Genomic DNA, 14,844 nt, shown 5'->3' with positions numbered 1-14,844 from the left:
CTCTGGAACCCTATTTGCGCTCGCGGGGGCGTGAAAACGAAGTCATAAATGACTTCTGTCACGCTCCCTTTTCTACTAATTATTTAGTTGCATCCCTTAACGCCTGAATCCGCTTAGCAGGATCAGCGACGTTGTATACATATGAACCGGCAACAGCAACGGTTGCTCCAGCCTTATAGCAGTCCACAACGGTTTGATTGTTAACACCACCATCAACTTCGATGTCAAAGTCATAACCCTTATTCTTCTTAATTTGATTAAGTTGGGCAATCTTTTCTACGGTTTCAGGAAGAAACTTTTGACCACCAAAGCCGGGGTTAACGGTCATCACTAATACTTGATCAACCATGTGAAGAACTGGTTCAATCATGGCAACTGGTGTGCCAGGATTAATAACTACTTCTGCCTTTACCCCACCATTTTTTATAATTTGGAGTGCCCGATGAATATGTTGAGTAGCCTCAACTTGAACACCAATGATATCAGCACCAGCATCAATAAATGCAGGTAAAATGTGTTCAGGATTTTGAACCATTAAGTGGCAATCAAGAACCATCTTCGTAATTGGGCGAATCGCCTTTACGAATCCTGGACCATAAGAAATACTTGGTACGAATGAGCCATCCATCACATCAATGTGAAGATATTCGGCACCCGCCTTATCTACTTTTTCAATATCCCGTTGCAAGTTAACATAATCAGCACTGAGAATCGAAGGTGCTACTTTAATCATTTTATCAATCCCTCATTTCTTATTCTTACCATAATCTGGTTTTTGGTTAGCAATTAGGTTATGAAATTGAACATAATCATCATACCGACTTTTCATGATTATACCATTTTTTACTGCATCTTTAACTGCACATTGAGGTTCTTTTAGGTGAAGACATCCCCGAAATTTACAATTAGGTGCTAACTCTTTCATTTCCGGAAAGAAATTTGGCAATTCTTCAACGGTCATATCAAAAGTTTCATACGATGAAAAGCCAGGAGTGTCCGCAATCCAGGCACCTGCAACATTTAGTAAACTAACCTTTCGCGTTGTGTGCCGTCCACGCTTTAATGCCGTTGAAATTTCACCAGTTGCTAAGTCTAAGCCCGGTGCAAGATGGTTTAAGAGTGTTGATTTCCCTGCACCTGTTTGCCCCATCATTGTAACGATTTGACCCTTTAAAAGTTCTTTTAGTTGATGCAACTGATCTTCAGCAAATGATTTCCGACTAAAGAATACCTGATAACCAATTTTTCTGTAACCGGCAACGATTTCTCCCAATCTTGTATATTCATCATCATCAAGGAGATCCGTTTTTGAAAAGTAAATTACCGGAATGATTTTTTGCGCTTCAAGAGCAATCAATTGTCGATCTAACAAATTAGTCGAAAATGTCGGCTTCTTAGCTGCCGTTACTACAACAGCAATATCAACATTAGCTACTGGCGGACGAACTAATTCGTTTTTTCGTGGTAAAACACGAAGAAGGTAGCCATTCTCAAATTCAACTCGATCACCAACAATTGGTTTAATTTTCCGAGCACGAAAATTCCCCCGTGCCCTTGTTCGGTGAATTTCACCATCAGTCAAAATATCATAAAAGCCACTTAAAGATTGTTGTATTATTCCCTGTTTCACCTTTATCCTCCTTAAGCGGTAATATTAGTCGCACTCATAATCGTTCGTCCATTGCGAACAACCCGGTAAGCACCCATTTCACCTTGTCGAAGGGTAAATGGAACATTAATTGTTGTTTCCTGGTTAATCGTAATATCTTGATACTGCATGGTTAAATTATGCTGAGCATCCTTAATATAGACTTGAACACGATTTTCACGTTGACCACCATTACCATCAAATGGAATATTGATCTGGATATTAGTAGTCTTAGTTTCATTCCCTGAGTTTGCAACAGTCACCGTTAACGTATCATCACGACTTAAAGTCGAACCAGCCTTAGGTGTCTGTGCAATTACGTGGTTTGTCGCCACCGTCTTAGATGTTTTTTCTTGGGTCGTTAACTGTAGGTGGTGTTCATTGGCAAATTTTTGGACAACACTAACATCTTGATTCTTAAAGTCAGGAATCTTAATCTGCGTCTTGCCCGCACTGACTTTAAAACGAATGGTATGAGATGCCGTAGCAACAGTCTTCCCTTTTGCATAATTTTGTTTCATGATTTGTCCAGGATCAACTGTCTCTGAATGAACCTTGACCTGTTCAACCCGAAATCCCTTAGCGCGAAGGTTGCTTGCAACTTCACTATAATCTGAGCCAACATAATCAGCCATTGTCATTTGTTTAACACCCTGGCTAATCTTGAGATTAACATAACTATTAACCCGTGTCTTGTCACTTCCGTTTGGTGAGCTGCTAACTACATGATTCTTGGGAATACTTGAATTATATACCCGTGTAATGTTGCCAACTCGCAGATTATGCTTATGTAACGTTTGTTCTGCCTTTACCGCACTTTGTCCATCAACATCAGGCGTCACTACACTCCGGCCGAAAAACCACCAACCACCAAAGCTAGCTACAATTAAAACCACTATTACAATTCCTGACCAAATATACTTTTTATAGTGGTGCCAAACATTTTCGTGCTTTTTCTGTGGCTGCTTCTTGACATCTTGTTGTGGCTGCTTTTCATGATGACTTGGCAATTCAATTACCTTAGTTTCACCGTCATCATCTGCATTAAATTCCAATCGCGGTTCATTTTTTCTTGCCGGATCCAAAGATGTTTTCAAATCTGCTGCCATCGCTGCTGCTGATTTATAACGATCACTCGGATCCTTAGCGGTCGCTTTGATAACAACATTTTCTAATGCTTGCGGGATATCACTATTAAATTCACGAACTGACGGGATATTTTCCTTAAAATGCTTTAAGGCAATTGAGACGGCTGTTTCCCCCTCAAACGGAACCTTTCCGGTTAACAATTCATAAAGAATAATCCCTAAAGAATAGATGTCAGATTGCTTGGTTGCAATACTTCCCCGTGCCTGTTCAGGAGAAAGATAATGAACAGAACCCATCAACGTATTCGTTTGGGTTAATGAGTCCTGATACGCAGCAACCGCTATTCCAAAATCAGTGATTTTAATGTTTTTATTTTTATCAATTAAAATATTTTGTGGTTTTAAATCACGGTGAATAATCCCATGATCATGAGCAGTTTGAACGGCAGACAAAACTTGTTCCATAATGTCGACCACTTGTGGCAATGGTATTGGGAAATTTTTCTTAATATAAGCTTTTAAGTCCGTCCCTTCAACATACTGCATTACCATAAACTGCATTCCATGATCCTCACCAATATCATAAACGCCAACAATGTGAGGATCATTTAATTGTGTCGCTGCCATTGCTTCTCGTTCAAAGCGACGTTGAGTGTTTGGGTCATCACGTAAATCTAAGCGAAGAAGCTTAACCGAAACTTTACGATCGAGCACTTCATCATATGCTAAATAAACATTCGCCATTCCGCCTTCACCAAGCGTGCGAATAATCCTGTATCGTTTACCGATCTTATATCCAGGATTCATTTACTACCCCTCCTGGTCTTCTGCTAACCCAATCAGGACAGTGATATTATCAGGCCCACCAGCCTCGTTTGCCATTTTCACTAATTGCGAGCACTTCTTTGTTAATGAAAGATCTGATTCGAGTACCCCCATCATCTGTTCTCGAGTAATCATCTTTGATAAACCGTCAGAACATAGCAAAATTTGGTCACCAGCACCCAAGTCAAAGCGATTAACTTCAATTCTAGCATCAGCTGATACACCAATAGCACGAGTAATAATATTATTTTGTGGATAATTACGAGCTTCTTCTTCTGTAATGTCACCATGCTTGACCAGCTCATTAACTAATGAATGGTCGATTGTTACCTGTGTCAACAAGTTATCATGGAGGACATATCCCCGACTATCACCGATATTAGCAACTACCATTGCCTGATCAAAAATAATCGCAGCAACTAATGTAGTACCCATCCCCTGATATTTTGGGTTTTCTTTTGATTTTTGTAAGATTTCGTCATTGATTAATTGGACCTCACGTGCGAACCACCGGATTGCTTCCAATGATGAGTTTGGTGAGGCCGCTTGGAATTGACGACCAAGATGATCAACAGTAATTTGGGCAGCAACATCGCCACTTCTACTACCGCCGATTCCATCGGCAACGACCACCAAAAGAGTCCCATCAGGGGCAGTGAATTTGGCTACCCGATCCTGATTTTCCTTTCTTTGATGACCAATATCTGTTTGATAAGCAACTTTCATAAATAATGCTTTTCCCTTCTACAGATTTCGCTTAAGGCAACTAATAAAGAAGCCATCGGAACCGTAATCACTCGGCAGAATTGTTAAAGTTGCCGAATCTCGATCGTCCTTAAGAGCACGCTTTGTTACTGTTCGCTCCAGTGTGAAAGCTGGATGTGCTTGAAGAAATTCTTGAACTGTATGTTCATTTTCTTCAGTTAAAATTGTGCACGTGCTAAAAATAATTATACCGCCTTTTTTCACTTTTGGGGCAACAGCATTTAAAATTGCTAATTGAATTTGATGTAATTGTTGACTGTCATGAGCAGTTTTTGTATAACGAATTTCTGGTTTACGTCGTAATAAGCCAATTCCACTGCACGGAGCATCAACTAAAATTCGGTCAAATTCCTCATCAGCAAATTCGTCGTTAATCTTCCGGGCATCAAGCGCTAACGGTTTAACAACGCTTTCGACCCCCATTCGTTGAGCATTTCTCTCAATTAGGCGAACCTTGTGTTGGTGAATATCTAAGGCAACAACTTGACCATTCTGGGCAGGTGAAAGCTGTTCAGCAATTTGAACAGTTTTGCCACCTGGTGCTGCACATGCATCAAGTACCTTAAATTGTGGATGAAGATCCATACTTTCCACCGCTAGCATGGCACTTTCATCCTGAATCGTAATAACTCCATCCCTCAGTAATGGAGAATTGACAATATTACCTGATGTCACAACTAGAGCATTGGTGGCAACTTGACTTTCAGTCGTCTCAATACCATCATCTAATAACTGCTGTTTTACTGCTTTCAGATTGCTCTTTTTAGTATTAACCCGAATGGAAACATGAGCAGGCTCATTAATTGCTTGCAGAATTTTTTTCGTTGTCTGTTCGCCATTTTCTTCAATAAATTTTTCAACTAACCATTGTGGAACGCTTGCCTCGATTGATAATCGTTTTGCAATTGGCTTAATCATTGAGAGTTCAGGAGTTCCTTGCCGTAATGCAGAATGAAGGACTCCCGTAACAAACTTTCTAATTCCCGGATTTCCACGACGCTTAGCAATTTTTATTGTTTCATCAGTTACTGCCCAATCGGGAACACGATCTAAATAATTATATTGATAAAGCGCTGTTAATAAAAGCGTTTCAACCCATGGATCCAACCGTTTACCTGGTATTAAAGATTTTAGCCAATATTCCAAAGTAAGCTGATGCTGAAGAGTTCCATAGACAATTGTCGTTACCAATCGCCGGTCTGCAGGGCTTAGATCATGTCGACGAAGCGTCTCGTCTACTTGAAGATTAGAATATGCCTTTGTTTTACGAACTCGCTCTAAAGAAACAAAAGCTAATTCCCGCGCATTTTGTGGGGTGAATTTAGTCATCAGTTACCACTTGCATCCCTTCCTTAATGTTTTGGTGACCATTTAAGTAAGCTGTAATGTCCATCTTTTGCTTACCAGCAGGCTTCAACTCATTAATTTGATATGTAGTCCCATTACCAGCAGCAATAACTAAATGGTGTTTGTCGACTCGAACGACCTTACCCGGTTCCAATTCAGTTTTTTCGGTTAATGGTGTCACATCATAAATCTTAGTTCGCAACCCATCAATCTTCATATTGCCAATTGGTGCAGGACGCAATCCGCGAACCTTATCGTCAATTTGCTGTGCCAACATTGTATAATCAATTTTTTCTTGTTCACTTGAAATATTTGGTGAAAAGGTTACCTTTTCTGGATCTTGTTTTTGTGGTTTGACGTTCCCACTAATCAAGTCAGGCAGTGTGTCTAATAGGAGATCTCGACCAAGGATACTTAATTTCTTAAACATTGTTCCATTATCATCATTAGGTTCAATTGGAATAGCCCGCTGAGAAATCATATCACCAGCATCCATTTTCTTAACCATATACATAATTGTAATCCCTGTCTCCTGGTCACCATTGATAATGGAATATTGAACTGGAGCACCACCACGATACTTAGGCAATAGTGAACCATGGACATTAATTGCAGCGATCTGTGCAGCGTCTAATAACTTTGTTGGTAAGAACTGACCATAGGCAGCAGTAATCAGCAAATCAGGATGCAGTTCGATAATTTCTGCCATCTCTTGACTGCCACTAAGCTTAGTTGGTTGTAAAACCTTAATGTGGTTTTCTACTGCAAGTTTTTTCACTGGAGACGGCGTTAAAATATGTTTACGGCCAACACGATGGTCAGGTTGGGTTAAAACAGCTTTAACATCATACTCAGGTGCGTCAATAAGACTTTGAAGAATTGGAACCGCAAATTCTGGGGTTCCCATAAATACGATTGATGTTGACATAAGTAAATCATCCTTTCATTACATAAAGTATTGTGGATCAGGATCAATTGAAATTTGAACATCATTTTTTCCCTTACTCTGTGTTTCTTGAAGAATTTTTTGCAAGAGTGAATGCAAATGTTGATCCTGCTTATATTTAATTACAATTTGGTAGTAATATCGCCGTTTCATTCGCGCAATTGCCCGTGGCGTCGGTCCAAGAATAATTGTCGAGGGCATCAGACTCTTAGTTAACTGTTCTTTAGTTTGCGCCATTGCACGTGCGGCAATTGCTTCATCTTCATGGCTCGCCATTAACCGAACAGTAAAGTAATACGGAGGATAGCTAGCTTGGTGGCGCAGTGCCATCTCACGCTTAAAAAATCCTTCATAATCATTTCTTTGGGCAAATCGGATAGCATAGTGGTCAGGATTATAGGTTTGAATTATTACTTCCCCCTTCTTATCGGCTCGGCCAGCACGCCCACTAACCTGACTTAGCAAGTCAAAGGTTCGCTCACTTGACCGAAAATCGGGAAGTCCTAATCCTGTATCTGCGTTAAGCACTCCCACTAAGGTAACATTGGGAAAATCAAGTCCCTTAGCAATCATCTGGGTCCCCAAGAGGATATCAGCTTTGTGCTGACCAAATTGTCGTAACAGTTTTTCGTGCATTCCTTTTCGTCTGGTAGTATCAACATCCATCCGAATAACGCGCGCTTGAGGAATTAAACCAGCCAGTTCCCGCTCAACCTTTTCCGTCCCTGTTCCATAGTAGCGAATTTCACGACTACCACAATGAGGACAAAAGCGGGGGATTGGTTCCTCATGGCCACAATAATGACACTTCATCGTGTGACTATCCATATGCAAAGTCAGAGAAATATCACAGTTTGGGCACTTAAGGACTTCCCCACAATCACGACACATCATAAACGATGAAAAACCTCTTCGATTAAGCATTAAAATACTCTGTTCATTTTTTGCCAAACGATCAGTTAACTTAGTTAAAAGCTCCCGAGAAAAGTTACTCTCACCGCGTTCCTTAATTTCAGGACGCATATCCACCACTTTAATGGGTGGTAAGGGTCGTTTATTTACCCGATGTTTTAATTGAAGGAGTTGATAAACACCCTTCATTGCCCGTGCCCGACTTTCTAAACTTGGGGTAGCAGAGCCAAGAACAACAGGGGCATTATTATACTTTCCCCGCCACTTTGCAACTTCACGAGCATGATAGCGAGGAGCCTCATCTTGTTTATAGCTTGATTCATGTTCCTCATCTAAAATAATCACACCGATATTAGTTAAGGGAGCAAATATCGCTGATCGAGCGCCAACCACAACCTGAGCTTCTCCACGATTAATCCGTCGCCACTCATCAAAACGTTCCCCAGCGGAAAGGCCACTATGGAGGACCGCAACCTTTGAACCAAAACGACGACGAACCCGGTTCACAATTTGAGGAGTCAATGAAATTTCTGGAACAAGCATTAGAGCTGTTTTATGATTTTGAAGTGCTTTAGCAATCGACTGAAGATAAACCTCGGTTTTCCCACTACCCGTCACTCCTTCAAGAAGGAAAACACGACTACGGGAATCGTCAATTGCCTGTTCAATCTCATTGGCAGCTGCTTGCTGTTCATCGTTCAAAGTTAACGGCTTGGCAAGGTGGTGATCATCTGGCAAGGGTTCTTGTCCAAGCGGTGTTCGATAAACTTCAATCGGGACCTTTGCCAACCATCCCTTTTGAACACCAGTATTAAAAGTTGCTGCTTTTAATCCGCTAATCTTTTCAGCATCTACCTGTTTAACTGTTTTACCAATAATACTTTGTAAATAAGAAAGCAAGCGGTTCTGTGCATGAGCATTAGCATGAAGGGATGTTCGTGCTTCCTCAAGTTCCTCAAAACTTAGTTGGGGGCGAATTCCTACCGTTGTTTTGGCCTTTGCTTTATCTGCCACTACATATTCAAAACGGACCTTCTCCTGCCTTTGCAGTTTGAGTAGCAAACTAACTATCTGAGGATTGGATTGAACCGTTGCAAAATCCAGTTCATCTTTACCATGAAAAACATCAAAAGCAATCTGTTCATCCACTTCATCAATAATTTTAACGACTCGTGTTGACTTAGCTTTTAACATGTTGGGTAACATTGTATAAATACTGGAAATCCAAAAAGCATATGTCCGATCAGCAAGCCATTTGCTGAGACTTAATAACTCATCCCCAATTACCGGTTGCAAATCCATTAAGGCATCAATTGCCTTTAATTGACCGTTATACCTCGTTGGTTGATCAAGACCAACAATAAACCCTTGTACCTGCCGCTTACCATTGCCAAACGGGACGACTACCCGCATCCCTAATTGGACCTGATTTTCGAGCCGAGTTGGCACTCGGTATGTATAGGGTCGATTCGTTTGCATTGTAGGAACATCAACAATTACCTGTGCTAACTGTGCCACACTCTCACTCACCTTACTTTATCTTGGTAGCAAGTAACTGAATTAGTTTGATTGCCACTTCTATTTTTGTCATTTTTGACCATTGAACCGGCTCAGTACCTAATTGAAGAATTGTTACTTGATTTAAATCACTGCCAAATGCTCCATTATCCCCAGCAACACTGTTAGCAATGATTATATCAGCATTCTTCCTCCTTAACTTACTATTAGCATTTTGTACTAGATCTGTGGTTTCCGCAGCAAAACCGACTACGAGCTGATCTGCCCGCTTCTTTTCCGCAACAGTCTTTAAAATATCTGTCGTTTTTACTAACTGAAGCCCCAACCGTTCTTGATCATCCTGCTTCTTTATCTTTTGGTTAGCAACTTGTGCCGGACGAAAATCAGCAACTGCAGCTGCCATAATTAAAATATCAGCTGCAGGAAAGAGCTCCGTCACTTTTGCCTGCATTTCCTCCGTACTTTCAACCTGATAAATATTAATTCGTGGGTTTACTGGTTGAGGAACTGAAATTTGACCAAGAACCAATTCAACAGTAGCACCTTCATCTGCGGCTGCTTTAGCAATGGCAATCCCCATTTTTCCCGAAGAGCGATTACCTATAAAACGAACAGGATCAATTGCTTCGCGAGTTCCACCGGCAGTAATTAATACTTTTTTCCCAAGAAGGCTTCCACGAATTGAACCGTTAATTATCGACCGTAACTGACTAATGATTTCAGAAGGTTCCGGTAAGCGTCCTTTCCCTCGGTAGCCTTCAGCAAGCATTCCAACTGCTGGTTCAAGAACCGTCACCCCATCTTGCCTTAGTTGAGCCACGTTCCGCTGAACAGCGGGATTATTCCACATGTTGGTATTCATTGCTGGAACAACAATTTTAGGAACTACCGTAGCTAAAATGGATGTTGATACTGCATCATCAGCAATTCCGTGCGCCATTTTACCAATAATATTAGCAGTTGCTGGTAACACGATTGCATAGTCTGACCAGTCTGCAAGCTCAATGTGGGGGACCGGGGAATTATTATCATTCCATAGGGATGTCAGTACGGGATGGTGTGTTAGTGCATGTAACGTTGAAGGAGTTACTAGTTTAGTTGCGGACTCAGTCATCGCCACGCGAACCTGATGTCCATCCCTTTCTAAAGAACGAATTACCTCAATTCCCTTATAAAGAGCAATTCCTCCTGTCATATATACCGCTATTTTTGCCATCTAGCACCCTCCAATCGTTTAACTCCAAATTTGATTATATCATTCTCACTCAGCTTTTCCGTGACTTCCACAATAATTATTTAATAGAAAAAAGCATTCGTAACCCCGGTGAATTAATCATTCAGAAATTACGAATGCCTCAGTATAATAGTGCCCACTTAGTAGTTAGTCTTGTAAGTCTTCAAAGTGATCTGGATCAATTGTTACCTTGTCGGCTTCAATTTCTTCTAGAGCCTTTCCAACCGGCTTACTTGAGTAGTAGTGATCAAGAAGTGGTGCAGATCCACGTTCCAATTCATGTGCTCGCTTACTTGCAAGCATTACCAAAGAATACCGTGAATCAATTCGTTTTAACAATTCATCAACTGATGGAAAAAGAATCATTGTGCTGAATCTCCTAACATTTCAAGATAACGTGGCATTACTCGATTAACCCGGAGCCGTTCCGTGCGAATAATGTCCTTAATTTTAGCAACAGCATTTGGTACCTTATCATTAACAACCGCATAGTCATAATTTTGCATCATTCGAATCTCATCAAAAGCCTTTCGAATTCGCTTGTTAATAACATCCATACTATCAGTACCACGGTGAATTAATCGTTGCTTCAGCTCATCCAAATCAGGCGGCGTTAAGAAAATAAAGACACCATCTGGACATTTTGAACGAACTTGCATTGCACCGTTAACTTCGATTTCAAGGAAAACATCCTTTCCCGAATCTAAGGTCTCATTAACATATTTTAATGGGGTTCCATAATAGTTGTCAACATACTTTGCATATTCAAGCATTCCACCCGTTTGAATTTCGTGTTCAAATTCTTCTTTTGAAACAAAGTAGTAATCAACCCCGTTTTTTTCGCCAGGCCGTGGTTGTCGTGTTGTCATTGAAATAGAATATTGAAAGTCATTATCATTAGAATCAAAAATTGCTTTACGTACAGTACCCTTACCTACACCAGAAGGACCAGAAAGTACAATTAACATTCCCCTTTTTGCCATGCTAATTCTCCTATTCAAATATAACGTATTATTACTATAATGCACTAAATAAACGATAAAATCAACTAGTGAAATTGTCATTTTTTCTAAATTGGTACTTGCATTTTTGAACATCCGTTCGTATACTATAACTACAAACAAATGTTCGGAGATGTGTGAAATGCAAATGGAACAATCTTTATTTAAATCAGCATCAACTATCATTAATGATAAATTACAACAGTTACTGAATAATGACTTTTCGTTTCACGAAGAGCCAATTAAATTATTAACTCCCCAACCAGCAAAGCAACGACTTTCTTTTCTCAATAAAACTATCAGTAACGGTTTGCGGGTGTTGATTCAATTAATGCCCGTTAATAACGATGGCTACCCTGTTAACGTTCGTGGCACCGTTAAGAAATTAGATAGCAAACGGTACCTTATCCAAAACCAAAACGTAAGTTACGTAGTTAATTTTAATCAAATTCGTTATATCGCGAATTTTTAATTTCTTCCAAATTAATAGTAAGCGAGTAAAAGAACGAGGTCAGGAAAAACATAAATTCCCTGATCTCGTTCTTTTTGTTCTCTAACTAAAATTATTCCACATTGTCTGCATTATCTAATCTTGTGCCATCTTCAATAATTCTTCCGCATGTTCTTTGGTTAATTTGGTTACCTTTTCACCCGACAACATTCGTGCTAATTCATTAACCCGTTCTTTATCACTAAGAATTGTCACCATTGTGGTTGTCCGCTCATCTTTAACGTGTTTCTGAATTAAAAAGTGGTGTTGAGCTACCGCGGCAACCTGTGGCAGGTGAGTAATACAAAGGACTTGTGACTTATTTGCAATTACCTTAATTTTATCCGCAATTGCTTGAGCAACACGACCGCTAACTCCAGTATCCACCTCATCAAAGATAATACTCGTCACACCTTCATTTTGCGCGAAGATTGTTTTAAGGGCAAGCATTACTCGCGAAAGTTCACCACCAGAAGCAATCCGTGCTAACGGCCCCATTGTTTCTCCAGGGTTAGTCTGAATATAAAATTCAACCTCATCAATCCCATTTGGAGTAAAGTGAGCTCGTGACTGCTTTGCAAAGTGAACTTCAAAAACCGCCTTATCCATATAAAGTTCTTTTAACTGCTGGTGAACTAGTTTAGTTAACCGGTGAGCTGCCTGTTGGCGAACCTGACTTAGCTGTTGACCGGTTTTAATTAATTTTTCTTCAGCGGTTGACAGGCGTTCCTCTAAATCGCTGTTTGAATCCGCAGCTTCTTCCATTGAATCCAGTTCTTGCTTAATTTGATCATAGTAATCAAGAACGTCCTTAACACTATCACCATACTTATGCTCTAAATCGCCAATCATGGTTAATCGCTGGTCAATCTCACTAAGACGGTTGTCATCAAACTCCAATAAGTCTAACTGCTGACTAGCTTCTGTGGCAACATCTTGGAGAGCATAGTAAGCATCATTCAACGATTTACTCAGTGAATCATATGCGCCATCAAATTCTGCAATTTCGTTAATTGAATTCATAACGGTTGCAATTTGATCAAGAACTGCTCCCTGGTCACCACCATTGAACACCGTCACTGCCTGTTGAAGCGCATTATTAATCTGCTGAAAATGCTCTAAACGATCCCGCTCACTTGTTAATTGCTCTTCCTCATCGGCTTTTAGATTAGCCTCTGCAATCTCGTTAACTTGGTAGCGAAGCATATCTAAGCGTTGAGCCCATTGCTGTTCATTATTTTGTTTTTTACTAACTGCCGCTTTTAATTTTACATAATCTTGATATTCATTTTGGTAGCGAGTTAATAATTTCTGAACCTCATTATGAGCAAATTGGTCCAGCATTCCGAGATGCATCTCTGGTTGTAATAATAACTGGTGCTCATTTTGCCCCTGAATATCTACCAATCGCGAACCAATTTGGCGTAAAGTTGCGGTATTAATTAATTGACCATTAACCCGGATAACATTTCGCCCGCGACGATAAATTTCGCGTGAAATAATTAAAATACCATCTTCATGATCAATTCCTAACGAATCTAACAAATGGTCAAACTCTGGATCTTGAGGAAGAGCAAACTGTCCTTGAAGAGATAACTTGTCGGCTCCACGGCGAATATATTCTTGGGAACCACGACCACCTGCCAGCAATCCTACGGCATCAATAATGATGGACTTCCCGGCACCGGTTTCCCCCGTTAGAACAGTCATTTGATCAGAGAAATCCAGCGACAGATGCTTTATGATTGCTAAATTATCAATTGTTAATTCTTGTAACATTTAGTCACCTTGATTTATCAGATTCTGAAACATCTCTTCGACATTAACCGCCGCATCAGCTGACCGACAAACAACAAGGACCCCAGCATCATCACCAATTACCGAAAAGACGTCATCAATTTCCAACTGCCGAATCAAACTTGCCATTACTGGTCCATTCCCCGGACGCATAACAATGGACAGGAATTGTGTTTGTCGTTCTAAAGAAAGCATGTTGTTAGATAATTCGGTACTTAATCTGGTTTGATTATCAATGTTTCCTTGTGCAGGCAGTGCATAGCGGTACCCACCATCATTGGAGGGGACCTTAACCAATTGCAATTCTTTAATATCACGTGAAATTGTCGCCTGAGTTGCGCGAGCACCACGAGCCATTAATGCAGCAACTAAATCATCCTGCCGTTCAATTTGACTTTTAGTAATAATTTCCCGAATTAATTGTTGACGCTCAACCTTTCTCATCATTTTTCACTCCTTATGGTTAAGTTCTTCATCAGCATGAGCCAATACCTGATCAATATTAACCTGTTCTGCAACTTTGCCAGGTTGTCCCGTTAATTTTAAATGGACAAGAAATTCAATATTTCCTTGACCACCCTTAATTGGTGAGAAATCCAAATTAAGAATATCAAAACCATCTTCCCGAGCAAAGGAAAGAACATCTTCAAGGACCTCCCGATGAACAGCGTGATCCTTAATGATTCCATGTTTACCTACTTTTTCTTTTCCCGCTTCAAATTGTGGCTTAATCAATGCCACTACTTCCCCACCAGGAATAAGAATTTTTGCTAACGGCGGTAGTATTAAACGCAAAGAAATAAACGAAACATCAATTGAAGCAAACTCAGGCTGCCCGTGGTCAAAATCAGCTAACTTGCTGTACCGAAAATTAGTTTGTTCCATAACAACCACTCGTGGATCCTCACGAAGCTGCCACACTAGTTGATTTGTTCCAACATCGAGTGCATAGCTTAGCTTTGCCCCATTTTGTAACATTACATCAGTAAAACCACCAGTTGAAGAACCAATATCTAAAACAGTCTTATCTTTAACACTAATCCCAAAGACTTTTAATGCCTTGGCTAATTTTAGCCCACCACGACTAACATATGGCATCTTATGACCCTTCATGTGCAATGTTGTAGTCACCGGGATCTTTTCTCCTGGTTTATCTAAGCGTTCATTATTCTTCCCTAGAATTTCGCCAGCCATCACAGCTCGCTTTGCTTGTTCACGAGAGTCAAAAAGCCCTTGTTTTACTAGTAAAATATCAACACGTTGTTTTTCCATC

General features: G+C 40.3%; 14 protein-coding genes. 1 reads left to right on the top strand and 13 read right to left on the bottom strand.

Annotation, left to right across the window (positions count from 1 at the left end):
- Positions 1-79 precede the first annotated feature (79 nt).
- The 10 genes from rpe to gmk form a co-directional block, all read right to left on the bottom strand.
- Entirely contained in the window at positions 80-733 is a 654-nt protein-coding gene (gene rpe, locus MR181_RS03900) for a ribulose-phosphate 3-epimerase (RefSeq protein WP_242335070.1), read from the bottom strand.
- A 12-nt stretch (positions 734-745) separates the two neighbouring features.
- Positions 746-1,630: a ribosome small subunit-dependent GTPase A gene (rsgA, locus tag MR181_RS03895; RefSeq protein ID WP_242335068.1), complete on the bottom strand. Its 885-nt coding sequence runs from the start codon at positions 1,628-1,630 to the stop codon at positions 746-748.
- 11 nt (positions 1,631-1,641) lie between these two features.
- Positions 1,642-3,543, bottom strand: a complete 1,902-nt coding sequence (pknB, locus tag MR181_RS03890; protein ID WP_242335061.1) for a Stk1 family PASTA domain-containing Ser/Thr kinase — start codon at positions 3,541-3,543, stop codon at positions 1,642-1,644.
- Positions 3,544-3,546: 3 nt separating this feature from the next.
- Entirely contained in the window at positions 3,547-4,287 is a 741-nt protein-coding gene (locus tag MR181_RS03885; RefSeq protein WP_191910690.1) for a Stp1/IreP family PP2C-type Ser/Thr phosphatase, read from the bottom strand.
- Positions 4,288-4,305: 18 nt separating this feature from the next.
- The gene (rsmB, locus tag MR181_RS03880) at positions 4,306-5,658 is read right to left on the bottom strand and encodes a 16S rRNA (cytosine(967)-C(5))-methyltransferase RsmB (protein ID WP_369807491.1); all 1,353 of its coding nucleotides are present in this window, start codon (positions 5,656-5,658) and stop codon (positions 4,306-4,308) included.
- Positions 5,648-6,601 (bottom strand): methionyl-tRNA formyltransferase, encoded by a 954-nt coding sequence (gene fmt, locus MR181_RS03875; RefSeq protein WP_242335055.1) that lies wholly within the window; start codon positions 6,599-6,601, stop codon positions 5,648-5,650. Before fmt ends, rsmB begins: the two co-directional genes overlap by 11 nt.
- A gap of 18 nt (positions 6,602-6,619) precedes the next feature.
- Positions 6,620-9,049: a primosomal protein N' gene (priA, locus tag MR181_RS03870; RefSeq protein ID WP_242335054.1), complete on the bottom strand. Its 2,430-nt coding sequence runs from the start codon at positions 9,047-9,049 to the stop codon at positions 6,620-6,622.
- A gap of 13 nt (positions 9,050-9,062) precedes the next feature.
- Positions 9,063-10,265 (bottom strand): bifunctional phosphopantothenoylcysteine decarboxylase/phosphopantothenate--cysteine ligase CoaBC, encoded by a 1,203-nt coding sequence (coaBC, locus tag MR181_RS03865; RefSeq protein ID WP_242335052.1) that lies wholly within the window; start codon positions 10,263-10,265, stop codon positions 9,063-9,065.
- Between the two features lie 165 nt (positions 10,266-10,430).
- Entirely contained in the window at positions 10,431-10,649 is a 219-nt protein-coding gene (gene rpoZ, locus MR181_RS03860; RefSeq protein WP_003717336.1) for a DNA-directed RNA polymerase subunit omega, read from the bottom strand.
- Positions 10,646-11,266, bottom strand: coding sequence for a guanylate kinase (gene gmk / locus MR181_RS03855; RefSeq protein ID WP_040531401.1), 621 nt, complete (start codon positions 11,264-11,266; stop codon positions 10,646-10,648). The genes rpoZ and gmk overlap by 4 nt, the downstream gene beginning before the upstream one ends.
- Before the next feature lie 160 nt (positions 11,267-11,426).
- On the opposite strand from gmk, the gene MR181_RS03850 reads away from it, so the two are divergent.
- Positions 11,427-11,756, top strand: coding sequence for a hypothetical protein (locus MR181_RS03850; RefSeq protein WP_242335050.1), 330 nt, complete (start codon positions 11,427-11,429; stop codon positions 11,754-11,756).
- Positions 11,757-11,870: 114 nt separating this feature from the next.
- Here the strand turns inward: MR181_RS03850 and recN are convergent, their stop codons facing one another.
- Genes recN through MR181_RS03835 form a run of 3 tightly spaced genes read right to left on the bottom strand, consistent with a single transcriptional unit; the run spans position 11,871 to position 14,843 of the window.
- Entirely contained in the window at positions 11,871-13,553 is a 1,683-nt protein-coding gene (gene recN, locus MR181_RS03845; RefSeq protein WP_242335048.1) for a DNA repair protein RecN, read from the bottom strand.
- Positions 13,554-14,015: an arginine repressor gene (locus tag MR181_RS03840; RefSeq protein ID WP_191910848.1), complete on the bottom strand. Its 462-nt coding sequence runs from the start codon at positions 14,013-14,015 to the stop codon at positions 13,554-13,556. It lies immediately after the preceding gene.
- A gap of 6 nt (positions 14,016-14,021) precedes the next feature.
- Positions 14,022-14,843 (bottom strand): TlyA family RNA methyltransferase, encoded by an 822-nt coding sequence (locus MR181_RS03835; protein ID WP_242335046.1) that lies wholly within the window; start codon positions 14,841-14,843, stop codon positions 14,022-14,024.
- Between the last annotated feature and the right edge of the window lies 1 nt (position 14,844).

It is taken from the genome of Limosilactobacillus urinaemulieris (assembly GCF_932750685.1).
Lineage (GTDB): Bacteria > Bacillota > Bacilli > Lactobacillales > Lactobacillaceae > Limosilactobacillus > Limosilactobacillus urinaemulieris.
Note: the sequence above shows the minus strand (reverse complement) of the source record. Positions and strands in the feature narration are given on the sequence as shown.

Coding starts and splice junctions, on each gene's coding strand:
- rpe (WP_242335070.1), bottom strand. CDS start 733: ATGATTAAAGTAGCACCTTCGATTCTCAGTGCTGATTATGTTAACTTG.
- pknB (WP_242335061.1), bottom strand. CDS start 3,543: ATGAATCCTGGATATAAGATCGGTAAACGATACAGGATTATTCGCACG.
- MR181_RS03885 (WP_191910690.1), bottom strand. CDS start 4,287: ATGAAAGTTGCTTATCAAACAGATATTGGTCATCAAAGAAAGGAAAAT.
- fmt (WP_242335055.1), bottom strand. CDS start 6,601: ATGTCAACATCAATCGTATTTATGGGAACCCCAGAATTTGCGGTTCCA.
- coaBC (WP_242335052.1), bottom strand. CDS start 10,265: ATGGCAAAAATAGCGGTATATATGACAGGAGGAATTGCTCTTTATAAG.
- rpoZ (WP_003717336.1), bottom strand. CDS start 10,649: ATGATTCTTTTTCCATCAGTTGATGAATTGTTAAAACGAATTGATTCA.
- gmk (WP_040531401.1), bottom strand. CDS start 11,266: ATGGCAAAAAGGGGAATGTTAATTGTACTTTCTGGTCCTTCTGGTGTA.
- MR181_RS03850 (WP_242335050.1), top strand. CDS start 11,427: ATGCAAATGGAACAATCTTTATTTAAATCAGCATCAACTATCATTAAT.
- recN (WP_242335048.1), bottom strand. CDS start 13,553: ATGTTACAAGAATTAACAATTGATAATTTAGCAATCATAAAGCATCTG.
- MR181_RS03840 (WP_191910848.1), bottom strand. CDS start 14,015: ATGAGAAAGGTTGAGCGTCAACAATTAATTCGGGAAATTATTACTAAA.
- MR181_RS03835 (WP_242335046.1), bottom strand. CDS start 14,843: ATGGAAAAACAACGTGTTGATATTTTACTAGTAAAACAAGGGCTTTTT.